Source organism: Ectothiorhodospira shaposhnikovii (assembly GCF_016584105.1).
GTDB classification, from domain to species: domain Bacteria; phylum Pseudomonadota; class Gammaproteobacteria; order Ectothiorhodospirales; family Ectothiorhodospiraceae; genus Ectothiorhodospira; species Ectothiorhodospira shaposhnikovii.
Map to the genome: position 1 here is coordinate 249,234 of NZ_NRSM01000001.1, position 21,876 is coordinate 271,109.

The following is a 21,876-nucleotide window of genomic DNA, read 5'->3' on the forward strand; positions in this document are numbered from 1 at the left end:
TCAGAAAAAGTGAAGCAAGGGGCGTTGTAATTCTGTGTCGTGGATCATCTTGGTTTTGACGCCAAATACCTGCCAAATGATATCGGGGGTCAGGACTTCATCCGGCTTACCTATGGCAATCAAATGGCTGGATTTCATGATGGCTAGTCGATCACAACGAGCGGCCTGATTCAGGTCATGAAGTGCAACCACAATTGTGGTGTTCAGCGCTTCCACCAACTGCAAAATAGCCAACTGATTTTGAATGTCGAGGTGATTGGTCGGCTCATCAAGCAGCAGGATTTCAGGTTGCTGCGCCAACGCACGAGCTAGATGTACGCGTTGTTGCTCTCCCCCTGAAAGGGTCTGCCAGATACGATCACCCAGATGCTGAATACTGAGCTGATGCATGACCAGATCAACAACGTGCTGATCCTGATCCGACCAGGGATTAAGCAGCGAAAGCCAGGGGGTGCGACCCAGTTCAACGGCATCCCTTACCCTAATGCGCTCGTGAGTTTCTGCTTGCTGAGTGACAAATGCTAATTGGCGAGCAATACTTTCGCGGGGCAGGTCAGTCATCGCCTGTCCTTTCAGCAATACCTGCCCGGTGCTTGGCCGGGTAATGCCTGCCAGCAATCGCAGCAGTGATGATTTGCCGGAACCATTGGGGCCAATCAACCCCAGCATTTCTCCTTTCTTCACCTCAAAAGACAGAGGGTTGACCAGAGTCTTGCCACGTAGCCGATAACTGACATTTTGTACAGAAATCATCTGTTTCTGGCTCCCCGAATAAGAATCAGGGCAAAGGCTGGAGCACCAATCAACGCAGTGACAACACCAATGGGCAAGACCTGTCCCGATACCACAATGCGCGACAGGATATCGGACATCACCAGAAAAACGGCTCCCATCAGGGCCGAGACAGGAAGTAAAATCGAGTGACGCACACCCACAAGAAAGCGGGCAGCATGAGGTATCACCAACCCCACAAAGCCAATGGAGCCAACCATTGATACCATTACGGCAGTCATTGACGCCGTCACAAGGATCAGGATCAAGCGAACCCGCGCCACAGGAATACCTAAGGAGGCCGCAGACTCGGCACCAAAAGTGAAGGCATCCAGAGCCCTTGCATAGTACAAGGCAACCGTCATACCAATGACTGCAACAGGTATCGCAAGCCAGGCATCATCCCAGCGCACTCCACTGAGATTTCCCAGCAGCCAGAACATGATGCCTCGTGCTGCTTCAGCATTTGCAGATTTGGTGATCATCAGGGCTGACAAGGCATGAAATAACTGTGCACCGGCAATCCCGGCGAGAATGATTTGCCCGGTAACACGAGAGAGCGCCAGCACCAGACCAAAAGACAAAAGTGCGCCCAGAAAAGCCCCGGCAGACATGGACAGGATTCCTGCGCCAATGCCAACAATCGCAACAGCAACCGCACCAGCAGAAGCACCGGCAGAAATGCCTAGGATATACGGATCAACCAGCACATTTCTCAGTAGGGATTGCAGAATGACACCGCTGACAGCCAAAGCAGCACCACAACAACAGGCAATCACTGCGCGGCTCAATCGGTATTCCCAGAGAATGCCGGCATCAATCAGATCTACAAGGTAGGTTGTGCCGAGCAGCTTGTTGGAGAAGGTTTTGTAGACTGTTTCCAGGCTGATTGCGCTTTCACCAATCATGACAGCAAGGATGATTGTTGGCAGCAAGATACTGGCAGAAACCAAAAAGCCTTTTATCGACCGGATAAATAAGCTTGTCGATTTATTAAGAATAAGTGTAGTCATCTGCGGCTATTCCCTTGCAAAGTCCATATCTTTTAAAGCCGCACTGAGCTTTTCCAGTCCATCTATTGAACGTAGAGTGGCGCGCATCGCTTGGGCATCCATGATCACAATTCGATCATTCAGTACCGCATCCATATGGCGAGTCACTGAATCTGTGCGCAGGAATTCCAGTTTTTTTCGATAATCATCACCATCAAAGCGGCGACGCGTCATTTCAGCAATGACAAGGATATCCGGGTTGGCTCTGGCAATGCTTTCCCAGCCAACGGAAGGCCATTCTTCCTTTGCGTCAATGACATTTCGGATGCCAAGGCTTGCAAGCATCCAGGCCGGAACCCCGGTGCTGCCTGCAACCCAGGGGTCCATTTGAATATCGGCGCTGGAAAACCAGAACACTGCCGACAGTTTTTCATAACCCTGCTGGCTTGATTGCAGGATTACCGCCGATTCACGATTCTTTATCTCGCTGATCAGCGCTTCACCTCTGTGCTGAACATCAAAAATCCTGGAAAGATTGCGAATACTCTGAAATAGCTTGTCCAGGCTGAAAACAACAGGGCCAGACGAAGCCCCATCAGTCCTCAGTTCCGGACACTCGGAGTCCATCACGTAAGTATTTACACCAAGAGAGTGAAACTGCTCTCGCTTGCCAACAACTCCTTGCGGACCCACAGCGAACATAAAGTCTGCTGTCACCAGGTCTGGTCTTTTGCTGACAACACGCTCAAAGCTTGGAAAATTATCTGCCAGACGCTCAATCCTTGAATTCACTTGGTCAAACTCTTCACTAACATCAGTGAACCAGTTGGAAGTACCCACAACACGATCATGCAAACCGAGGTGATAAAGCAGTTCAGTGGATGCCTGACCAATGGTCACAACACGCTGAGGTGGAAGATTCACCCTGATATTCTGGCCGCAGTTTTCTACCGTTAGTGGAAAATTTTGCTGGTGACTAAAGGCCGTTGTTGCGCCACCTGCCAGAACCCAGGCCAGCAACATGAAGCTGGAAACAGGTTTAATTAAACCAGACATACCAAACCTCTTTAACGCAGTACAAAGTGCTATTAACCCGGCAATCAAAAAAATTACTTTACTTCGTTTTTAATCTTTAAAAAATCATCAACTTACAGCATGTGATACAGATATAAATGATTGCCGGGTTAATATTTCGGTTATCTGGCCTTGCTGAACATTGTGATGGCATCACCCAGCTTTTCCAGCCCTTCTATTGAGCGCAATGTCACTTCCATCGCATGGGCATCCATGACCACAATACGATCATTAATAACGGCATCCATGTGGCGTGTGACGGGGTCTGTACGCAGGAATTCGATTTTTTTCTCATAATCATCAGCCTCAAAACGACGACGACTCATCTCGGCAATAACAATGATGTCGGGGTTGGCTCGGGCAATGGATTCCCAGCTAACGTAGGGCCAGACCTCATTGGATTCGACAATATTGCGTATGCCCAGGGTTGACATCATCCAGCCGGGCACGGCCAGACCGCCAGCTACCCATGGGTCCATTTCCAGTGTTGCACTTGAATACCAGAACACCGCTGATAAGCCATCCACATTCAGTTTTTCGACTTTGGCTATGGCAGCAGCCTCACGCTCGCGGATCTGGTTGATCAACTCTTCTCCCTTTGGTTTCACATCAAACAGAGTCGATAGATCCCTGATGCTCTGGTAGAGATTGTCCAGCGTGAACATTGTTGTGCGCACACCGTCCACACCTCGGCTGGAATCCTGATTCAGGCACTGGGACGCTAGCACATAGGTGTTTATTCCCAGCGAGTGAAACTGTTCACGTGTGCCTACCACTCCCTGCGGACCAATACTGAAAAGAAAGTCGGTTGTGACCAGGTCCGGTCTTCTGGATACCAGACTTTCAAAGCTGGGGAAGTTATCAGCTATACGTTCGATACCGGCATTGACCTGACGAAACTCTTCCGCAACATCCGTAAACCAGTTGGAAGTACCCACAACACGATCATGTAAACCCAGGCTGTAGAGCATTTCCGTGGTTGCCTGTCCCACAGTGATCACACGCTCAGGAGGTGAAGATAACTTGAGTTGATGTCCGCAATTATCCAGCGCCTCTGGCAGAGACTGCCCCATTACCAGGCTGGGAACTCCTGTCAGGATGCCCGCAATCAGAAAAAATCGTGAAAGTGGCTGAGAAAAAATAACGGCCATGTATACCTCCATGAATGGATATGTATTCGTATAAAGCTCCAGCGAGGCAGCATTATTCTCTTACTTGCTAATGATTATCAATTGATTTATCATCAGGTCAGTATTCCTTTAGGGAATGCTTTTTACCGGAAAGAGGTGTCGGATACGCTAAAAATCCAACAAATACAATAGCATCGCTCTTTGTGATAATGATTATCAATAAATTTTTTATCAAATAAGTATTCCTTTATGGAATGTAGTCAGGCAGTAATGAACAAACCGACCAAGGTCAGCAGAGAAAAGATGTGCGATATATTTAATATCCGTCAGATAGAAGCCTTCCGGGCGGTCATCAAACATGGTTCGGTCAGCAGGGCTGCCAACTATCTGTTTGTAACCCAGTCAGCTGTCAGCAAGCTGATATCAGCCCTGGAGGAGGACACAGGCTTAGCCTTGTTTGAACGGCGTTCAGGTCGTCTGCAGCCGACTTCAGCCGCGTTGAAGCTCTACGAGCACAGTGATCGTATTTTTACCGAGCTTTCCCAGTTGGGCCGAGAAATAAAATTATTAAAAGACGATTGCCCAAGGATTTTTTCCATAGGGCTTCTGCCGGCTCTGGCAAGCCAGTACTCAGCTGAAGTGTGCAAGGTTTTTCGTGAAAAACATCCAAACATCCATCTTTCACTAATTGTTGGTAATAGCGCCATGATCAAAGATCTTTTGATCAGTAGAAAGCTGGATGTCGGTATTGTTTCAACACCGATCAATCATCCTGACTTTGTTTCAGAGCCGGTGCTGAAGTCATCATTGGTGTGTATTCTTCCTCAAGACCACCAGCTGGCGGACAGAGAGATGATTCATGCGCAGGATCTGCATCAGATAGAATTTATAGACTACAATCCGAATGACCTGAGTAGTGCAGTACAAAGCAAGCTATTTGATCAATTTGGTTGCAACCCAAAGCTGACCATAGATGCCACAACAGCTTCTCTGGTCATCAATCTGGTCGAATCTGGCTTTGGTGTGGGGATGGTTCATCCGGCATCAGCCTACTGGCGTAAAACATCTCTCTGCATCAAGCCCTTTTTTCCACAAACTCCCGTTTCCTATTGTTTTTGTCATGACCAGGGCTTGCATAATTCATATCTTATTAGATCCTATTTAGAATGCATGAACGAAGTTTACTATCAGGTTTTTCCGCGAGTGGAGATGTAAATGCCATCAAGAGAGTATTTAAAAAATGAATTATCATTTGGAGTATTGATCACGGTGCAGGAACCAGAACCATGATCAAGTGGGGGCGGCCACCTAACAGGCCGTTGAAATTCTCATGACAACGGGTCGTTTCATGCAGGTGAAAGGATCAGCGGCCCGGCGTCATTTCGCTTGATCGGGGTGCGAAATGGGTCGCTTGGAGGTTGTTTTCGGGCCAGGTTGTAGGCTGCGCAGGTAAGCAGCCACAGATGATCGATTTTGGCCACGCTACGTTGTGACCATGTCCACCGCAGCCGTGCGTCTTCTCACGCCGCTGACTGGGGGCAGTTCGTGATCCATGATCAGGCCGTTGCAGTTCTCCATCAGGGTGTGGCTCTGGTAGCAGAACTGCGCGCCCTGATCCCGGCTCTTGCGATAAAGCCGAAAGATGGATTTTACGGTCCTCCGTCAGACACCCGTTCCAGGATGATGGAGAAATTGTTCACCGGCATGTCGATCACGGATTGCAGGGAAAGCCCATGTTCCCGCCCCGCAGTTTCGATGCTGGCGATGTCCCGCACCCCCCAGGCCGGGTTCTGGGCCCGGAGATACTGGTCAAACCGCTGGTTGCTGGGCGCGGTATGTCTCCCATCGCGGGAGTAGGGGCCGTAGAGGTAGAGCAGGCCACCCGGCATCAAATATTTGCCGGCATTCTTGAGCAGGCCCGCCGTGGTGGCCCATGGGGAGATGTGCGCCACGTTGATGCAAACCATGGCTGTAAAGCCATCGCTGGGTGGCCGATCGGATTGTCCCAGCTCCCAGTCAGTCTGACTCGCATCCAGCCGCACCGGTGCATTCAGGTTGGGCAGGGAGACATACTGCCGCCAGGCCTCGATGCTCTTCAGGTGATGCGGGTCAACATCGGTGGGCCACCAAGTGATCCCGGGGAATTCACGGGCAAAGTCAACCACATGCTGACCGGTCCCGCTACCCACTTCCAGGGCGCGACCTTCCAGGTCCCGGAAGGCCTCCCGCAGTACCGTCAGAATGGGCGTGATGTTTTCGTGGTAGGAGGCAGAATCCAGGCGGGTGTCGGGGGGCATCAGGTCGCGCTCCGTGGCAAGGGGGGTGCCCTACTGTAGGCATCAATCGGGGCAGGAGGCAAAATCCTGGCCGACGTTTGCCATGTGTCTGTCAACTTGACTCGGTATGAGTCCTGGCCAGTAACGCTTGGACGATGATCTGGGCCTGAACGAAACGATGATGGTTTTGCAGCATCCGCCCCCCACCGGATACAGGAGTGCCAATTCGGGCCCGCTGGTTTACGACTCGTCCAGCCGAAAGGGCATGGCGGGGGGATGATCCGTGCCGCCGGCTATTCGTTCGTCAGAAGCTAATGCTATCCATCGGTGGAAACATTCGCAGCCGGGTCATTTTCTCATCAACCCTGATTGAGAGGGTGTTTACAAAAAATCTAATGTGTGAGGCGCCGCAACAGCATGCGTGCTTGTGTCAGCCAGACCCAAGCCTCTGATGCGTGGCAGTCCGAGGGAGCGTTATGCCGACAGCTCGTGCTCAATAGCCGTGGCCACGAACTGGTTGAGGCTCTGCCCCTTGGCCATGGCGGCGTTGACGGCTTTTTTGTGCAGTTCCTCAGGCAGGCGCACCTGGAACTTGCCGGAATAGGACTTGGTCGGCTTGATGCCTCGCTCCCGGCACTCCTCGAGAAAGACCCGCAGCGACACCAGGCCTTCCTCGCGCAGCTTGGCCACGCTGTCGGCGTAGAAGTCTGCGCCGCCGTTCAGGCCGGTGAACTCGCCGCGGAACATCTCGATATCCGGGTCGTACTGGATGACGGCACGATAGCCGTCGATGATCATGATGTTGTTCACGGGGTCTCTCCGTTTTCTTCCAACCACTTGCGGATGCTGGCCACCGCACCCTTGTCGGTATCCGGTGAGGGATGGGGGCGATGGAACACTCGCACCTCGCCAAACAGCACGACGGCGATACGCGAGCCCTCCCGTTCCTGGATGTCAGCACCCAGCGCCCTGAACAGCGATTCAATGTCGCTCCAAGGGAGCGATCCAGGCGTGGGTCGACTGAAGATGGCGGCCAGCGTCTTGGCATGCTTTCGCTTCATGCTCTAATGGTACTGAATATTAGTACCGCGAACCAGAGCATTGATTTTTTGTAAACACCCTCTGAAGGGGGCTCGAAAAATACGCTCTACCCGGTCATGAGACAGGCAGGCCTCCGCCGTGACGCTGCCGAAGCTGAATCGGGTGGTGGACTGGGAGATGTTTCGCCCGGTACCCGTATTGTCGCGCGATCTCTTGGAAACAAACACCAGCAACGCTGGCACAGTGCAGGGCAACCCACGCTGGGATGCAAAGCCATGCCACCAGAGCACGGCAAAATGCTTCTGGATTCTCCGGTTTTTCCGTAGACTCTTCCCATGTCACTGACAGGCAAACATATCCTTCTGGGCGTTTCCGGCGGCATTGCCGCTTACAAGGCCTGCGAGCTCACCCGGCGGCTGATGGATGCCGGTGCCGAGGTCCGGGTGGTGATGACCCCCCACGCCACCGAGTTCGTGGCCCCGCTCACCTTCCAGGCCCTTTCCGGCCATCCCGTGCGCACGGTCCTGTTCGACGCCGAGGCCGAGGCGGGCATGGATCACATCAGCCTGGCCCGCTGGGCCGATGCCGTGCTCATTGCCCCGGCCACCGCCAATGTCATGGCCCGACTGGCCCAGGGCATGGCCGATGACCTGTTGACCACCCTCTGTCTGGCCGCCGAGGCCCCCGTCTGCCTGGCCCCGGCCATGAACCGGGTCATGTGGGCCAACGCCGCGACTCAGGCCAACGTGCGCACCCTGCTGGAGCGGGGTGTCCGTCTGTTCGGCCCCGGTGCCGGTTATCAGGCCTGCGGCGAGGTGGGGGAGGGGCGCATGCTGGACCCGGGGCAGATCGTCACGGCGGTGGAAGGCCTGTTTGCCAGCGGTGCGCTGGCAGGGGTACGGGTGATGGTCACCGCCGGTCCCACCCGGGAGCCTCTGGACCCGGTGCGTTATCTCACTAACCGAAGCTCCGGGCGCATGGGGTTTGCGGTGGCGGCGGCGGCGGCCGAGGCCGGGGCGCAGGTTTGTCTGGTGAGTGGCCCGGTACACCTGGATACCCCTCGCGGTGTGACCCGTGTGGATGTGGAAACGGCCCTGCAGATGTACGAGGCCGTCATGGCCAGGGCCGCCGGGACGGATCTGTTCATTGCCACGGCAGCGGTGGCGGATTACCGCATGGCCCAGCCGGCGGAGCGCAAGATCAAGAAGCAGGCAGATGAACTGCATCTGACCCTGGTGAAGAACCCGGATATCCTGGCGGCGGTAGCGGCCTTGCCGGACGGTCCGTTCACGGTGGGATTCGCGGCGGAAACCGATGATCTGGAAACCTATGCCCGGGGCAAGCTCGAAGCCAAGGGGCTGGACATGATCGCCGCCAATGATGTTTCCGGTGGGCGCGGGTTTGATGTGGCGGACAATGCCCTGACGGTGTTCTGGCGGGACGGCTCCCTGTCCCTGCCGCAGCAGTCCAAGTCGCAACTGGCTCGTGAGCTGGTGGCGCTGATTGCCCGACATCATGGGGACGGCTGACCCGTGTGGGAGCGGCCCCTGGCCGCGAAGTGTTGCCCGGCGCCGCGGTTCGTCGGCAGGTCGGCTGCCGCGGTCGCGAGCCGCCCGTGCGTGCTGTCTCCCTTCCAATTCCTGTTTCCATCCGACAATCGATCATCAACATCATGCATGCCATCCAGATCAAGATTCTTGACCCCCGTGTCGGCACGGATTTCCCCCCGCCGGAACCGGCCACGCCGGGTTCCGCCGGCATGGACCTGAGGGCCTGCCTGGACGCGCCCCTGACCCTGCAGCCCGGGGAGACCCATCTCATTCCCACCGGCATCGCCATGCACCTGGCGGACCCTGGTCTGGCGGCCATGATCCTGCCCCGGTCCGGGCTGGGCCATAAACACGGCATCGTTCTGGGGAATCTCGTCGGCCTCATCGACTCCGACTATCAGGGGCCGCTCATGGTCTCCTGCTGGAACCGTGGGGCGGAGCCGTTCGTCGTTCAGCCCGGCGAGCGTATTGCCCAGTTGGTGGTGGTGCCGGTGGTGCAGGCCCGTTTCCAGGTGGTTGATGATTTCGAGGCGACTCACCGGGGCACCGGCGGGTTCGGGTCTTCGGGCAGGGGTTAGCGGGACAAGGGCAGGATCAACGAGTGATGGCACCGGTGGAGGTCGAGGAACATGAGCGTGCAGGTTGACCCGGCCATCTTCCGGGCCTATGACATCCGCGGCGTGGTAGGTGAACGCCTCAATCCGGATACCGCCCGGGCCATTGGCCGTGCCTACGGTGCCGAGGCCCGCGAGCTGGAGGTGGCCCGGGTAGCGGTCGGCCGTGACGGCCGGTTGTCGAGCCCCGAACTGGAATCCGCCCTGATCGAAGGGCTGCTGGCAGCGGGGCTGCGGGTGATCCGGCTGGGCTGCCTGCCCACGCCGGTGACCTATTACGCCGCGCTCAGGGAGGCTGGCGGCAACGGCATCATGGTCACCGGCAGTCACAATCCCCCGTCCTATAACGGCTTCAAGCTCATGCTGGCGGGGCGCACCCTGCACCAGGAAACGGTGCAGCGTCTGCGTCGCCGCATTGACGAGGGACGCCTCCCCGGCGCCCCCGGGGGTACCCTGGAGACTGCGGAGGTCTGCGGTCGTTACCTGGACGAACTCTGTGCCGACATTCGCCTGGATCGCCCCCTGCGGGTGGCGGTGGATTGCGGCAACGGGGCTGCCGCCGTGGTGGCGCCGGAGGTGTTTCGGCGTCTGGGCTGCGAGGTGGTGCCGCTTTACTGCGAGGTGGATGGACATTTTCCCCATCATCATCCCGATCCATCACGTCCTGAGAACCTGGAAGACCTGCGGCGGGCCGTGGAGTCCGGTGGGCTGGATCTGGGGCTGGCCTTCGACGGTGACGGGGATCGGCTGGGTGTCGTCGACGGCCGGGGGCGCATCCAGTGGCCGGACCGCCTGATGATGTGCTTTGCCGCCGACGTGCTGGCCCATCACCCCGGCAGCACGGTGGTGTTCGATGTGAAATGTTCTCACCACCTGGCCGAGCGGGTGCGGGAATTGGGTGGTGTGCCCGACATGTGGCGTACCGGCCACTCCCTGCTCAAGGCGCGCATGGAAGAGACCGGTGCCCTGCTGGCGGGCGAGATGAGCGGCCATGTCTTTTTTCGGGATCGCTGGCTTGGGGTGGATGACGCGATCTACGCCGGGGCGAGGTTGCTGGAGTCCCTGGCCCGGGATCCCCGGTCGCCGGCCAGGGTATTCGACGACTTGCCCCGGGCTTGCTGCACGCCGGAATTGCTGGTGGCGCCGGGTGGGGAAGAAGGGCACGGCGCCTTCATGGCACGTTTCCTGTCCGAGCCGGATCCCGAAGGTGCCAGGGTGAATCGCATCGATGGTCTGCGGGCGGATTTTGATGATGGCTGGGGCCTGGTAAGGGCTTCCAACACCACCCCCTGCCTGACGCTGCGCTTCGAGGGGAGCAGCCCCGAGGCCTTGGCACGGATCCAGGCCCTGTTCCGTGAGCGTCTGCTGGCGGTGGACCCGGAACTGGAACTGCCTTTCTGATCCCCTTGCCGCTCTGCCAAGGGTGTGCTTTAAGCCCGCAAGAGTGCCTTGCCTGCACGACGAGCCCTCTGAACAGGTCATGCCCGCGCAGGCGGGGGATCCATAAGGCCGGTACCACCCGGGTGATCTCATGGCCGTCATTCCCGCGCAGGCGGGAATCCAGTAGCATATTGAAAACCCTGAACTCCCGCCTGCGCGGGAATGACGGCAAGGGATCATTTCAGAATTTCTTCAACACCAGCCCGGTCTGAAACCGGAGACTCCCCGAATGTCCGAACACACCGCCATGGACCACACCAGTCCCCAGACCATCGCCCGGGTCCTGACCGAGGCGCTGCCCTATATCCAGCGCTTTTCCGGCAAGACACTGGTCATCAAATACGGCGGCAACGCCATGGTGGACGAAGAGCTCAAGCGCGGCTTTGCCCGGGACATCGTTCTGCTCAAGCAGGTGGGCCTGAATCCCGTGGTGGTCCACGGCGGTGGCCCCCAGATCGGCAGAATGCTCAGTCAGCTGGGCAAGGAATCCCGATTCGTGGACGGTCTGCGGGTGACGGACCGGGAAACCATGGACGTGGTGCAGATGGTGCTGGGCGGTCTGGTCAACAAGGAGATCGTCAATCTCATCAACCAGTTCGGCGGTCGCGCGGTGGGGCTGACGGGCAAGGACGGTGGTCTGATCCGGGCCCGGCGCCTGAGCCATCGCCGGGTCGGCGACGACCCGGAAGCCTCCGAGATCATCGACCTGGGCCACGTGGGCGAGGTGGCTTCCATTGATCCCGCCGTGGTGCACATGCTGGACTCGGGGGCCTTCATCCCGGTGATCGCGCCCGTGGGCGTGGGCGAGGACGGCGCGGCCTACAACATCAATGCCGACCTGGTGGCCGGCAAGATGGCCACGGTGCTGGGGGCGGAGAAGCTGATCCTGCTCACCAACACCACCGGCGTCCTGGATGGGGAGGGCAACCTGCTCACCGGCCTGACGGCCCGTCAGGTGGATGACCTGATTGCCACCGGGGTGATCCACGGCGGCATGATCCCCAAGATCCAGTGTGCCCTGGACGCGGTGAAATCCGGCGTCAAGACCGCCCATATCATTGATGGGCGCGTGCCCCACGCGGTGATGCTGGAATTGCTCACGGACAAGGGGGTCGGCACCCTGATCCGGGGCTGAACGAGCGTTACTGGCGCAGGGACTGCCTCTGCTCCAGTTGCTGTCGACGCAGCTCCCGGAACCGCTCCAGATACTGGGTAAATTGCCCAAGCACCGCGTCCCGCTCCTGCTCCCGATCTTCCAGATAGGCCTCCTGGGCCAGGATCTGACGCTTGAGTGATTTCGCCTGCTCCCTGAGTCCATCCTGTACCGGGCGGTCGGATGCCTCCAGATCGGCGATCCGTCGCCGGATCTGCTCCAGTTGGGCCCGCAGACTGGCGAGCTTGTCCCGGGTGATGTTCATGTTGGCATCAATGAGGGCAAGCCTGTCATCACGCGCGTGCAGCAATTCCCGTTCGGAGCCGAAGGATTGCAGCAGTATGCGGTCGGTTCGCTCCTGGGCCGCCCGTTCCTGCTCCAGCGCCTCCAGCCGTTCCCTTTCCGCCTGTTCGGCGGCCAGCTCCTCCGGCGTCCGGGCACGCTCCAGGCGTCGGATGACCAAGCCTCTGTGATCCAGGACTTCCCGGTCATAGCGGGTGGTGTTCGGGGGCGGGGAGTCACTCATGTGTGTCTGGCCTGACTCATCCACCCAGCGATACACCTGTCCGGAAGCAGTGCCATCCAATGCTGCGATCGTGAACCACCCCAGCGCCAGGCCAGTGATTGCGATTGATGGTGATCTGGGCATGCTTGGCTCCCGTTGGCGGTGAGGTGCCGTCGCACGTGAGCCGCCTCACGTTATCAGATGCCGAATTCCCGGCGATAGTTTTCCATTGCAACTCGGTGCTCAGCCATGTCCGGCTGGTCTTCCAGATAAGCGATCAGGTCGGACAGGGATGCGATGGCATGAACGGTCAGACCGTAATCCCGTTCCACTTCCTGAATGGCGGACAGCTCGCCACGTCCTCGCTCCTGGCGATCCAGGGCTATCAGCACGCCTGCCGGTTCAGCGCCGGCGGCCTTGATGATCTCCACGGATTCACGGATGGCCGTGCCGGCAGTGATGACGTCATCCACGATCATGACGCGGCCCGACAGCGGAGCCCCTACCAGGATGCCGCCCTCGCCATGATCCTTGGCTTCCTTGCGGTTGAAACAGTAAGGGTAGTCACGGTCGTGCTCCTGGGCCAGGGCCACCGCGGTGGCCGCCACCAGGGGAATGCCCTTGTAGGCGGGGCCAAACAGCATGTCCACCCGGGAATCCGATTCCACCAGGGTGCGGGCGTAAAAGCCGCCCAGCCTTGCCAGGTCGCGACCGGTATTGAACAGACCGGCATTGAAAAAATATGGGCTGGTACGACCGGATTTCAGCTTGAAGGATCCGAAGCGCAGGATGCCTCGTTCCATACAGAATTTCAGGAATTGGGTGCGATAGCTGTTCATAGATTGAGAAATTACAAGTTCTGTTGGGAGGGTACAAGCATGTGTGTAGACCGTCTGTCGGACGATTGTGTTAGGTTTTAGCTGTAATACGGATTTTACCGACAACCCGTGATCACTGCTCTCGATATCTGATGCGAATCATCACGCTCAATGCCAACGGCATTCGCGCCGCCGCCCGCAAGGGGTTTTATGAATGGCTCAAGGCCCAGGATGCGGATGTGGTCTGCATCCAGGAGACCAAGGCGCAGATCCACCAGCTCACCGATGAGGCCTTTCATCCCGCCGGCTATTTTACCTGCTATCTGGACGCCCGGAAAAAGGGTTACAGCGGGGTGGCCCTGTATGCCAGGCGCAAACCCGATGACGTTGTCATGGGGATGGATTCCGAGGAGTTCGATCCTGAAGGCCGCTATATCGAGGCGCGTTTCGGTAATTTATGCGTTGCGTCCGTCTATGTGCCCTCCGGATCTTCCGGCGAGTTGCGCCAGGCGGCCAAGTACCGCTTCATGGACACGTTCATGGAGCAATTGCGACGGAAGCAGGCCGATGATCGCGAATACGTTCTGTGCGGGGACTGGAACATCGCCCACAAGCCCATTGACCTGCGCAACTGGCGCAGCAACCAGAAGAATTCCGGTTTTTTACCCGAGGAACGGGTCTGGCTGGATGTGCTATTTAATGAAGTGGGTTGGGTGGACACCTTCCGGCGTCTGAATCAGGCCCCTGAGCAGTACACCTGGTGGGCCAACCGGGGGCAGGCCTGGGCGAAGAACGTGGGGTGGCGTCTGGACTACCAGATTGCCACGCCGGGCGTGGCGGCGACGGCTCGTGGGGTGAGCATCTACAAGGATGAACGGTTCTCGGATCATGCCCCGGTCATCACCGACTACGACTGGTCGTTCCCATAGGGATATCCCTGGCAGACCATTTCTGCCCCGTCATTCCCGCGCAGGCGGAAATCCAGGAAAGGGCCGGTCGTGCTGGCTGTTTTTTAACCAGTTCGCATTATGTCAAAGGTTCATGTTAGCGTAAAAAAAGGCTGCGGAAGGTCTGCTTTCCGCTGAATTCCGGCGATCCAGCCCACGAAGGGAGGTTACATGACCGAACAGAGTGCGTCTCCAGCCCGTGCTCCACGCATCCTGATGAACCCGCCAGTGTTCATCACCTCCGCGGTACTTACCCTGGTCTTCGTGCTGTTCGCCGCCATCTTCACCGAGACGGCCGGCACCGTCTTCAGCGCCGTGCAGGGCTGGATCTCCGAGTCCGCCGGCTGGTTCTATGTGCTGGCGGTGGCCGGATTCGTGGTCTTCATGGTCGGGGTGGCGGTGTCCAGCTACGGCAATATCAAGCTGGGCCCGGACCATAGTCAGCCCGATTACAGCTATACCTCCTGGTTCGCCATGCTGTTCTCCGCCGGCATGGGTATCGGCCTCATGTTTTTCGGCGTGGCCGAACCGGTCATGCACTATGTCACCCCGCCGGTGGGCGATCCGGAAACCGTCGAGGCCGCCCGCCAGTCCATGCGCATCACCTTCTTCCACTGGGGGGTTCATGCCTGGGCCATCTATGCCGTGGTGGCACTGTCCCTGGCCTACTTCGCCTTCCGGCATGATCTGCCGCTGACCATCCGCTCTTCCCTGTATCCGTTGATCGGTGACCGCATCCACGGAGGCATCGGCCACACGGTGGATACCTTTGCCGTGTTGGGCACCATCTTCGGCGTCGCCACCTCCCTGGGGTTCGGCGTCATGCAGATCAACTCGGGCCTGAATTACCTGTTCGATGTTCCCAATACTCTCTCGGTGCAGGTCATCCTGATCGTGGTCATCACCGCTATCGCCACCCTGTCCGTGGGCCTGGGTCTGGATGGCGGCATCCGCCGGATCTCGGTGCTGAACATGATCCTGGCCGCGGGCCTGCTGGCCTTCGTGCTGGTGGCCGGCCCCACCGTCTTCTTGCTGCAGACCCTGGTGCAGAACACGGGGAACTATGTCTCCAACCTGTTCTCCATGACCTTCAATCTGTACGCCTACGAGCCCACCTCGTGGATCGGCGGCTGGACCCTGTTCTACTGGGGCTGGTGGATCGCCTGGGCGCCCTTCGTGGGCATGTTCATTGCCCGGGTCTCCCGGGGGCGCACCATCCGTGAATTCACCTTCGGCGTGCTGCTGGTGCCGGTGGGCTTCACCATCATGTGGATGACCTTCTTCGGCAATACCGCCCTGCACATGATCATGGTACAGGGCATCACCGAGCTGTCGGACGCGGTGGCGGCGGATACCTCGGTGGCCCTGTTCCAGTTCTTCGAACATCTGCCCCTGTCCTCCATCATGGCCCTGGTGGCGACCCTGCTGGTGGTGACCTTCTTCGTCACTTCCTCGGACTCCGGCTCCCTGGTGGTGGACATCCTCACCTCCGGCGGCAAGGAGGAATCCCCCACCTGGCAACGCATCTTCTGGGCCGTGATCGAGGGCATCGTGGCGGCAGCCCTGCTCATTGCCGGTGGTCTGGCGGCCCTGCAGACCGCCACCATCGCCAGTGCCCTGCCGTTCGCCATCATCATGTGCTTCATGTGCTGGGGGCTGCTCAGGGCCCTGCGCATCGACACCATGAAGCGGATCAGCCTGCGCGAGGCACGGGTGGCCCCCATCGGTCCCCATGCCCCGGTGAGCTGGCAGCATCGTCTGCGGACCATTGTGCATCAGCCCAAGCGCAACGAGGTGCTGCGCTATATCCGGGAAACGGTCAGGCCGGCCCTGGAGGCGGTGGCCGAGGAACTGCGTAAGCAGAGCCTGGATGCCCAGACCGGGGTGGGCGAGGATGGCCGCTGCTGGGTGGAGGTCCGCCATGGCGAGGAGATCGACTTCTTTTATTCCGTGCGGCCCCGTGCCTATGAACCCCCTACCTTCGTGATGCGCGATACCCGCAGCCAGCGTGCCGAGGCGCTCAAGTATTTCCACGCGGAAGTGCATCTGAGCGAGGGCGGTCAGGACTATGACGTCATGGGCTGGAGTCGGGACGCCATCATCAATGATGTACTGGAACACTATGAGCGTCACATGCACTTCCTGAGTGCCGTGCGCTGATCCCTGGAATGGATTGTAGAGGGCCGTGGATCGGTCTGATCCCCGGCCCTTCTTTTTCCCCGTCGTCAGACACTGACACCGACCAGCCCCCTATGGGGTGAAGACAGGACAGTAGCCTTGCAGCAACCCAAAATCACAATCAAAAACCTTACCAAGGTCTTCGGCGACCCGCCGGCCCCGGCCTTGAAACTCATGGATGAAGGACACGACCGCAAGGAGATCCAGCAGCGTACCGGACTCACCCTGGGCATTGCCGACGTCAGTTTCGATGTGGCGCAAGGGGAGATCCTGGTGGTCATGGGTCTGAGCGGATGTGGCAAATCCACCCTGATCCGCTGCCTCAACCGGCTGATCGAGCCGACGGCGGGGCAGGTGCTGATCGATGGGGAAGACATTACCACCTTGGGCAACAAGGACCTGCTCGCACTGCGGCGCCGCAAGTTCGGCATGGTGTTCCAGAATTTTGCCCTGTTCCCCCACCGCACCATCCTGCAGAACGTGGCCTTCGGGCTGGAGATCTGCGGCATGGACCAGGAAGAGCGGGAGCAGCGGGCGGCCCAGGCCCTGCAACTGGTGGGTCTGGACGGTTGGGAGCAGGCTTTTCCGTCCCAGCTCTCCGGGGGCATGCAGCAGCGGGTGGGCCTGGCCCGGGCGCTGGCCGTGGATCCGGACATCCTGCTCATGGACGAGGCCTTCAGCGCGCTGGACCCGTTGATACGGCGGGACATGCAGCAGGAACTGATCAACCTGCAGGCACGGGTGAAGAAGACCATCGTGTTCATCACCCATGACCTGGACGAGGCCCTCAGGCTCGGTGATCGCATTGTCCTGATGAAGGATGGACGGGTGGTCCAGATCGGCACTCCGGAAGAGATTCTGAGTTCGCCCGCCAGTCGCTATGTGGAGCGCTTTGTCGAGGATGTGGACAAGACCCAGATCCTCACCGCCGGCGGGATCATGCGAGATGCGCGGGTGCTGGCCCTTCTGTCGGATGGCCCCCGCACCGCCCTGCACAAGATGGAGAAGGAAAGTTTCTACAGTCTGTTCGTGGTGCAGCGGGACGGCACGCTGGAGGGTTACGTGTGGGCGGATGACATGGGCAGGGCCATCGAGCAGGGGGACAGGCAGATTGCGTCCCATCTCCAGCGGGATCATCAGACGGTGGCGCCGGATGAGCCGGTCAGTACCTTGATCGGCATGCTGGCGGACAGCCGCATTCCGGTGGCGGTGGTGGATGAGGCCGGGCGTCTGCTGGGCACCATCGTCAAGAGCAACGTGCTGGCGGCCCTGGCGGCCGGTCAGCCGGATCAGGATCAGGCAGCGACGACGGCGGAAACCGCCGCGGACAGAACCAGTGAAGCACTCTCATGAATCATGATTTCCCTTTCTTCGGCAAGTTTCCCCTGTCGGACTACATCGACGACGGCCTGGACTGGCTGACCGACACCTTCTCCGGACTGACCCGGGCCATCAGCAACGTGCTGGGTGACGGTGTGGACGGCGTGGTGATGCTGCTGAGCTTTCCACCGCCCTGGGTGGTGATCCTGATATTTGCAGGCATTGCCTGGCTGGCGGCGGGGCGCCGGGTGGCCATCGGTACCGTGGCGGGCCTGCTGTTTTTGTGGAACCTGCAGCTTTGGCAGGCCACCATCGAGACCCTCACCCTGGTCCTGTTCGCCACGGCGGTGGCGGTGGCCATCGCATTGCCCATCGGCATCCTGGGCGGGCTGTCGGAGCGCTTCCACCGGGCCACCATGCCGGTACTGGACTTCATGCAGACCATGCCAGCCTTCGTCTATCTGATCCCGGCGATTCCCTTTTTCGGTCTGGGGCAGGTGTCGGCCATGTTCGCCACGGTGATCTTTTCCATGCCGCCGGCCATCCGTCTCACCATCCTGGGTATCCGTCAGGTGCCCCGGGAACTGGTGGAGGCCGCGGATGCCTTTGGCGCCAGCCGGCGGCAGAAACTGTTCAAGGTCCAGCTGCCGTTGGCGGTGCCCACCATCATGGCGGGCATCAACCAGACCATCATGCTGGCCCTGTCCATGGTGGTGATTGCCGCCATGATCGGCGCCGGAGGCCTGGGGGGCGAGGTATGGCGTGCGATCCAGCGCCTGCAGCCGGGCAATGGCTTTGAGGCCGGCATCGCCATCGTCATCCTGGCGATGATCCTGGACCGGGTGACCCAGCGCATCGGTCAGCAACGTGGATCGTAGCCGGCCACGTCATTCCCGCTTTCGCGGGAATGACGGCCTGAGAGTATCGGGAGTGACCACCCAGGGTATCGGGAGTGACGGCCTGGGGGTGGTTGGGAGTGACGGCAGGAGGCTTTTCAGGACTTTCGTAGTATCCATGCAATTTTCTGGAGGAAGATGATGACTTCAATGACAAGGCCGGGAATCCCGGTGATCGCCAGTCTGATCCTGGCGGCAACCCTGGTATTTGCCCCTCTGTCGGCCCTGGCCGGCGACAAGGGACGGATCAACATCCCCTATGTGGAGTGGGCCAGTGAAGTGGCCAGTACCAACGTGATCCGGGTGGTGCTGGAAGAGGCCGGTTACGATGTGCGGCTGACATCCGTCAGCGCCGCCGCCATGTGGCAGTCCGTCGGCACCGGCGACCAGGATGCCTTCGTGGCCGCCTGGTTGCCCACCACCCATGAACATTATCTGGAGCGGGTCAGTGACCGGGTGGAAGACCTGGGTCCCAACCTGGTGGGCACCCGCATTGGCCTGATGGTCCCGACCTATGTGGAGATCGATTCCATCGAGGATTTGAATGATCATGCCCGTCGTTTTGACCGTCGCATCATCGGCATCGACCCCGGTGCGGGCTTGATGAGCAGCACCGAACGGGTGATTGAAGAATACGGCTTGAGACTGCGCCTGATTGAAGGGTCCGACGCCACCATGACCGGCGTGCTGGCCAACGCCGTCCGCAACGATGACTGGGTGGTGATCACCGGCTGGACCCCCCACTGGAAGGAAAGCCGCTGGGAGCTGAAATATCTGGATGACCCCAAGGGTATCTATGGCGGTGAGGAAGCCATTCACACCATCGTGCGTGCCGGCCTGAAGGACGACATGCCCGAGGCCTACGCCATCCTCGACAACTTCAACTGGACGCCCGCACAAATGGCCGAGTTGATGATGATGAACGAGGAAGGGGGTGATCCTTACGAAAACGCCCGACGCTGGGTGCAACAAAACCGGGATCTGGTGGATACCTGGTTGCCCTGATCGTTCTTTTTGGCGGGTGGTCGTCGTTTTCCGGCCCCCGCCATCTGCTTACCCCTAAAGATGTACTTGACTGGAAACTGACCAATGAACAGAAAGACCCTGATCGCCTCATCCGTCGCCGCGGCCCTGGCCGTGCCGGCCGCCGTGCACGCGAGCGAGCTTAACTTTGATTTCTATGGTTCCGCCCGGGTGCAGGTGGAATCCGTGCGTCCCGATAACCGCGACCAGCTGGACTCATATACCGGCGTGCGGGATGCCTATTCCAACATCGGCTTCAACGCGGATTATCCCCTGATGGAAGGCCTGACCCTGATCGGTCAGCTGGAACTGCCGCTGGATATCGCCAACAAGGCCGTTCAGGATCCGTGGGACCAGGAGCAGGATGTGCGCGTGGCCCAGATCGGTCTCCAGGGCGAGATGGGTACCCTGCTCTATGGCCAGATGTGGCTGCCCTACTACAATGCCATCGCCGCACCGGTGGATATGTTCAGCACCTACTACAGCGGGTTTGCCACCTACACGGCCTTTCGTCGCGGCGACACCATCAGCTACTACAGCCCGGACATGAACGGCCTGTCCTTTGCCTTTGCCTGGAGCGAGGACAACGGCGAGGATGGGGATAACCGCGTTCAGCTGACCGGCAGCTACAGCTTCGGCGATACCACCCTGTCCATCGGCATGGATGATCTCAATGGAGAGAACAACCTGCGTATCGTGGGTATCTCCGCCGCCCATTCCATGGGCAATCTCTATCTGGGCGCCAAACTGGAGCGTTTCTACAGCGATATCAATGACAGTGATGTTTACGGCAACGATGGCGACATGGCCATGAACCTCTATGCCGGTTATACGCTGGGCAAGAACACCTTCAAGCTGATGCTGGCCGAGGTGGAGAACTATGGTGAGACCGTCGTTCACGTGGGGGTGGACCATCAGTTCAACACCAGCCTGACGCTGTTTGCCGAGTATTACTATGAGCAGGAAACCGCGGCGATCACGGAGAAACGGGGCGGACTTGAAGAGACTGCCTGGGCCGCGGAGGGTGGCCAGGTTTTCGCCGCCGGCATGCGTTTCAATTTCTGACGGGTTTTACCGGCCGGCTTCCCCCGTCATGGGGAGGCCGGCCGGTCACTCTTTCGCGCCGCAATATCTTTACCCCGCAGCCCCCCTTTCACTATCCTGTGTGCAACACCCTCACAGGCCCTCGGGGCATCATCCACCATGGCCCATATTCTCGGCATCGGCGTCGCCACCCTGGACATCATCAACATCGTTGACCACTATCCGGTGGAAGACGAGGAGATCCGCGCCCGGGAACAGCGTGCCTGTCCCGGCGGCAATACCGCCAACAGCCTGTATGTGCTGCAGCAACTGGGTCATCAATGCGATCTGGCCGCCGTGGTGGCCGATGACCCGGACGGTGAACACCTCCTGTCCCTGCTGGCCGAACGGGGGATCAACGTGGAAACCTGTCGCCGCCGCACCGGGCGCACCCCCTGTTCCTACATCACCCTCAATGCCGCCAACGGTTCCCGCACCATCGTCCACTTCCGCAACCTGCCGGAACTGGATGCCCCCCATGTGGCCAAGCTGAACCTGGACAAGTACCAATGGGTGCATGTGCAGGCCCGGGATACCCACACCACCAGCCGTATGCTCCAGGCGTTGCGCAGCCAGCAGAAATCCCACCAGCCCATCTCCCTGGAAGTGGAGAAGGACCGGGACGGGGTGGACATGCTGTTCGGACAGCCGGATGTGATCATCTTTTCCCGTCCCTTCGTGCTGGGTCGGGGCTTCGAGGAGCCGGAGCCGTTTCTGCGCAGCGTGCACAAGCGCGTGCCCGGCGCCGTACTGATCTGCACCTGGGGCGACGAGGGCTCCTGGGCCTGGGCCAGTCGCGACGGCCTGTTCCATGCGCCGGCCTGGCGCCCGCCCCGGGTGGTGGACACCCTGGGGGCAGGGGACGTGTTCAACGCCGGTCTGATCCATGCCCTGGCCACGGGCAGTCCCGTGCCCGAGGCCCTGGCCACGGCCACCCGCCTGGCGGGTTACAAGGTGGGGCGGCAGGGCTTGGACGGGCTGGACGCCGCACTGGTGGTGCCGGACGAGGACTGATCCGCGCCCCGAAGGTCTGCTTTCGGCGAGCCCCTTGCCCTGATGGGGAGA

At 59.2% G+C, this 21,876-nt stretch carries 21 protein-coding genes; 12 read left to right on the forward strand and 9 right to left on the reverse strand.

Translation table 11 applies throughout. The annotated features are described in order from the left end of the window. From CKO35_RS01095 to CKO35_RS01110, 4 genes are all read right to left on the reverse strand, one after another. Window positions 1–753 carry an ABC transporter ATP-binding protein gene (locus CKO35_RS01095; protein WP_200171675.1) on the reverse strand — a complete coding sequence of 251 codons (753 nt, stop codon included), beginning with the start codon at window positions 751–753 and terminating at the stop codon, window positions 1–3. Next, the gene (locus CKO35_RS01100; protein WP_200171677.1) at window positions 750–1,784 is read right to left on the reverse strand and encodes a FecCD family ABC transporter permease; all 1,035 of its coding nucleotides are present in this window, start codon (window positions 1,782–1,784) and stop codon (window positions 750–752) included. The genes CKO35_RS01095 and CKO35_RS01100 overlap by 4 nt, the downstream gene beginning before the upstream one ends. 6 nt (window positions 1,785–1,790) lie before the next feature. Further along, window positions 1,791–2,819, reverse strand: a complete 1,029-nt coding sequence (locus tag CKO35_RS01105) for an ABC transporter substrate-binding protein (RefSeq protein WP_200171679.1) — start codon at window positions 2,817–2,819, stop codon at window positions 1,791–1,793. Window positions 2,820–2,959: 140 nt separating this feature from the next. Then, complete coding sequence (locus CKO35_RS01110; protein ID WP_200171681.1) at window positions 2,960–3,988, reverse strand: ABC transporter substrate-binding protein; 1,029 nt, start codon at window positions 3,986–3,988, stop codon at window positions 2,960–2,962. A 249-nt stretch (window positions 3,989–4,237) separates the two neighbouring features. Between CKO35_RS01110 and CKO35_RS01115 the strand changes: the two genes are divergently transcribed. Further along, entirely contained in the window at window positions 4,238–5,182 is a 945-nt protein-coding gene (locus tag CKO35_RS01115) for a LysR family transcriptional regulator (protein WP_200171682.1), read from the forward strand. Window positions 5,183–5,616: 434 nt separating this feature from the next. Here CKO35_RS01115 and CKO35_RS01120 read toward each other — a convergent pair whose 3' ends face one another. From CKO35_RS01120 to CKO35_RS01130, 3 genes are all read right to left on the reverse strand, one after another. Beyond that, window positions 5,617–6,264: a DUF938 domain-containing protein gene (locus tag CKO35_RS01120; RefSeq protein WP_200171684.1), complete on the reverse strand. Its 648-nt coding sequence runs from the start codon at window positions 6,262–6,264 to the stop codon at window positions 5,617–5,619. Window positions 6,265–6,717: 453 nt separating this feature from the next. After that, entirely contained in the window at window positions 6,718–7,053 is a 336-nt protein-coding gene (locus CKO35_RS01125; RefSeq protein ID WP_200171686.1) for a toxin-antitoxin system HicB family antitoxin, read from the reverse strand. Next, window positions 7,050–7,304, reverse strand: coding sequence for a type II toxin-antitoxin system HicA family toxin (locus tag CKO35_RS01130; protein ID WP_200171688.1), 255 nt, complete (start codon window positions 7,302–7,304; stop codon window positions 7,050–7,052). Before CKO35_RS01130 ends, CKO35_RS01125 begins: the two co-directional genes overlap by 4 nt. 315 nt (window positions 7,305–7,619) lie before the next feature. Between CKO35_RS01130 and coaBC the strand changes: the two genes are divergently transcribed. The 4 genes from coaBC to argB all read left to right on the forward strand — a co-directional run bounded on the left by coaBC (window position 7,620) and on the right by argB (window position 12,023). After that, window positions 7,620–8,813, forward strand: coding sequence for a bifunctional phosphopantothenoylcysteine decarboxylase/phosphopantothenate--cysteine ligase CoaBC (gene coaBC, locus CKO35_RS01135; RefSeq protein ID WP_200171690.1), 1,194 nt, complete (start codon window positions 7,620–7,622; stop codon window positions 8,811–8,813). Window positions 8,814–8,956: 143 nt separating this feature from the next. Further along, window positions 8,957–9,412 carry a dUTP diphosphatase gene (gene dut, locus CKO35_RS01140; protein ID WP_207143371.1) on the forward strand — a complete coding sequence of 152 codons (456 nt, stop codon included), beginning with the start codon at window positions 8,957–8,959 and terminating at the stop codon, window positions 9,410–9,412. A 51-nt stretch (window positions 9,413–9,463) separates the two neighbouring features. Then, the gene (locus tag CKO35_RS01145) at window positions 9,464–10,849 is read left to right on the forward strand and encodes a phosphomannomutase/phosphoglucomutase (RefSeq protein WP_200171692.1); all 1,386 of its coding nucleotides are present in this window, start codon (window positions 9,464–9,466) and stop codon (window positions 10,847–10,849) included. 268 nt (window positions 10,850–11,117) lie between these two features. After that, window positions 11,118–12,023, forward strand: coding sequence for an acetylglutamate kinase (gene argB / locus CKO35_RS01150; RefSeq protein ID WP_200171694.1), 906 nt, complete (start codon window positions 11,118–11,120; stop codon window positions 12,021–12,023). Between the two features lie 7 nt (window positions 12,024–12,030). Here argB and CKO35_RS01155 read toward each other — a convergent pair whose 3' ends face one another. After that, window positions 12,031–12,690: a DUF4124 domain-containing protein gene (locus tag CKO35_RS01155; RefSeq protein ID WP_200171696.1), complete on the reverse strand. Its 660-nt coding sequence runs from the start codon at window positions 12,688–12,690 to the stop codon at window positions 12,031–12,033. Between the two features lie 53 nt (window positions 12,691–12,743). Next, on the reverse strand, window positions 12,744–13,385 hold the full coding sequence (pyrE, locus tag CKO35_RS01160; RefSeq protein WP_200171698.1) for an orotate phosphoribosyltransferase: 642 nt from the start codon (window positions 13,383–13,385) through the stop codon (window positions 12,744–12,746). A gap of 131 nt (window positions 13,386–13,516) precedes the next feature. Between pyrE and CKO35_RS01165 the strand changes: the two genes are divergently transcribed. The 7 genes from CKO35_RS01165 (at window position 13,517) to CKO35_RS01195 (ending at window position 21,825) form a co-directional block, all read left to right on the forward strand. Then, on the forward strand, window positions 13,517–14,293 hold the full coding sequence (locus CKO35_RS01165) for an exodeoxyribonuclease III (RefSeq protein ID WP_200171700.1): 777 nt from the start codon (window positions 13,517–13,519) through the stop codon (window positions 14,291–14,293). Window positions 14,294–14,482: 189 nt separating this feature from the next. Further along, window positions 14,483–16,471 carry a BCCT family transporter gene (locus tag CKO35_RS01170; protein ID WP_200171702.1) on the forward strand — a complete coding sequence of 663 codons (1,989 nt, stop codon included), beginning with the start codon at window positions 14,483–14,485 and terminating at the stop codon, window positions 16,469–16,471. 192 nt (window positions 16,472–16,663) lie between these two features. Then, window positions 16,664–17,842, forward strand: a complete 1,179-nt coding sequence (locus tag CKO35_RS01175; protein WP_200171783.1) for a quaternary amine ABC transporter ATP-binding protein — start codon at window positions 16,664–16,666, stop codon at window positions 17,840–17,842. Next, window positions 17,839–18,687: an ABC transporter permease gene (locus CKO35_RS01180; RefSeq protein WP_200171704.1), complete on the forward strand. Its 849-nt coding sequence runs from the start codon at window positions 17,839–17,841 to the stop codon at window positions 18,685–18,687. Before CKO35_RS01175 ends, CKO35_RS01180 begins: the two co-directional genes overlap by 4 nt. A 168-nt stretch (window positions 18,688–18,855) precedes the next feature. Further along, entirely contained in the window at window positions 18,856–19,710 is an 855-nt protein-coding gene (locus CKO35_RS01185; RefSeq protein ID WP_207143396.1) for a glycine betaine ABC transporter substrate-binding protein, read from the forward strand. 84 nt (window positions 19,711–19,794) lie between these two features. Further along, window positions 19,795–20,793: a porin gene (locus tag CKO35_RS01190; RefSeq protein ID WP_200171705.1), complete on the forward strand. Its 999-nt coding sequence runs from the start codon at window positions 19,795–19,797 to the stop codon at window positions 20,791–20,793. 138 nt (window positions 20,794–20,931) lie between these two features. Then, window positions 20,932–21,825 (forward strand): PfkB family carbohydrate kinase, encoded by an 894-nt coding sequence (locus CKO35_RS01195; RefSeq protein ID WP_200171708.1) that lies wholly within the window; start codon window positions 20,932–20,934, stop codon window positions 21,823–21,825. The last annotated feature ends 51 nt before the right edge of the window (window positions 21,826–21,876 follow it).

What these genes read in the sequence shown, in the direction of transcription:
- CKO35_RS01175 (WP_200171783.1), top strand. Translation starts at nt 16,664, where the DNA reads ATGGATGAAGGACACGACCGCAAGGAGATCCAGCAGCGTACCGGACTC.
- CKO35_RS01180 (WP_200171704.1), top strand. Translation starts at nt 17,839, where the DNA reads ATGAATCATGATTTCCCTTTCTTCGGCAAGTTTCCCCTGTCGGACTAC.
- CKO35_RS01100 (WP_200171677.1), bottom strand. Translation starts at nt 1,784, where the DNA reads ATGACTACACTTATTCTTAATAAATCGACAAGCTTATTTATCCGGTCG.
- CKO35_RS01155 (WP_200171696.1), bottom strand. Translation starts at nt 12,690, where the DNA reads ATGCCCAGATCACCATCAATCGCAATCACTGGCCTGGCGCTGGGGTGG.
- CKO35_RS01190 (WP_200171705.1), top strand. Translation starts at nt 19,795, where the DNA reads ATGAACAGAAAGACCCTGATCGCCTCATCCGTCGCCGCGGCCCTGGCC.
- pyrE (WP_200171698.1), bottom strand. Translation starts at nt 13,385, where the DNA reads ATGAACAGCTATCGCACCCAATTCCTGAAATTCTGTATGGAACGAGGC.
- CKO35_RS01105 (WP_200171679.1), bottom strand. Translation starts at nt 2,819, where the DNA reads ATGTCTGGTTTAATTAAACCTGTTTCCAGCTTCATGTTGCTGGCCTGG.
- CKO35_RS01130 (WP_200171688.1), bottom strand. Translation starts at nt 7,304, where the DNA reads ATGAAGCGAAAGCATGCCAAGACGCTGGCCGCCATCTTCAGTCGACCC.
- CKO35_RS01185 (WP_207143396.1), top strand. Translation starts at nt 18,856, where the DNA reads ATGACAAGGCCGGGAATCCCGGTGATCGCCAGTCTGATCCTGGCGGCA.
- CKO35_RS01110 (WP_200171681.1), bottom strand. Translation starts at nt 3,988, where the DNA reads ATGGCCGTTATTTTTTCTCAGCCACTTTCACGATTTTTTCTGATTGCG.
- CKO35_RS01145 (WP_200171692.1), top strand. Translation starts at nt 9,464, where the DNA reads ATGAGCGTGCAGGTTGACCCGGCCATCTTCCGGGCCTATGACATCCGC.
- CKO35_RS01165 (WP_200171700.1), top strand. Translation starts at nt 13,517, where the DNA reads ATGCGAATCATCACGCTCAATGCCAACGGCATTCGCGCCGCCGCCCGC.
- CKO35_RS01095 (WP_200171675.1), bottom strand. Translation starts at nt 753, where the DNA reads ATGATTTCTGTACAAAATGTCAGTTATCGGCTACGTGGCAAGACTCTG.
- coaBC (WP_200171690.1), top strand. Translation starts at nt 7,620, where the DNA reads ATGTCACTGACAGGCAAACATATCCTTCTGGGCGTTTCCGGCGGCATT.
- CKO35_RS01195 (WP_200171708.1), top strand. Translation starts at nt 20,932, where the DNA reads ATGGCCCATATTCTCGGCATCGGCGTCGCCACCCTGGACATCATCAAC.
- argB (WP_200171694.1), top strand. Translation starts at nt 11,118, where the DNA reads ATGTCCGAACACACCGCCATGGACCACACCAGTCCCCAGACCATCGCC.
- dut (WP_207143371.1), top strand. Translation starts at nt 8,957, where the DNA reads ATGCATGCCATCCAGATCAAGATTCTTGACCCCCGTGTCGGCACGGAT.
- CKO35_RS01120 (WP_200171684.1), bottom strand. Translation starts at nt 6,264, where the DNA reads ATGCCCCCCGACACCCGCCTGGATTCTGCCTCCTACCACGAAAACATC.
- CKO35_RS01115 (WP_200171682.1), top strand. Translation starts at nt 4,238, where the DNA reads ATGAACAAACCGACCAAGGTCAGCAGAGAAAAGATGTGCGATATATTT.
- CKO35_RS01170 (WP_200171702.1), top strand. Translation starts at nt 14,483, where the DNA reads ATGACCGAACAGAGTGCGTCTCCAGCCCGTGCTCCACGCATCCTGATG.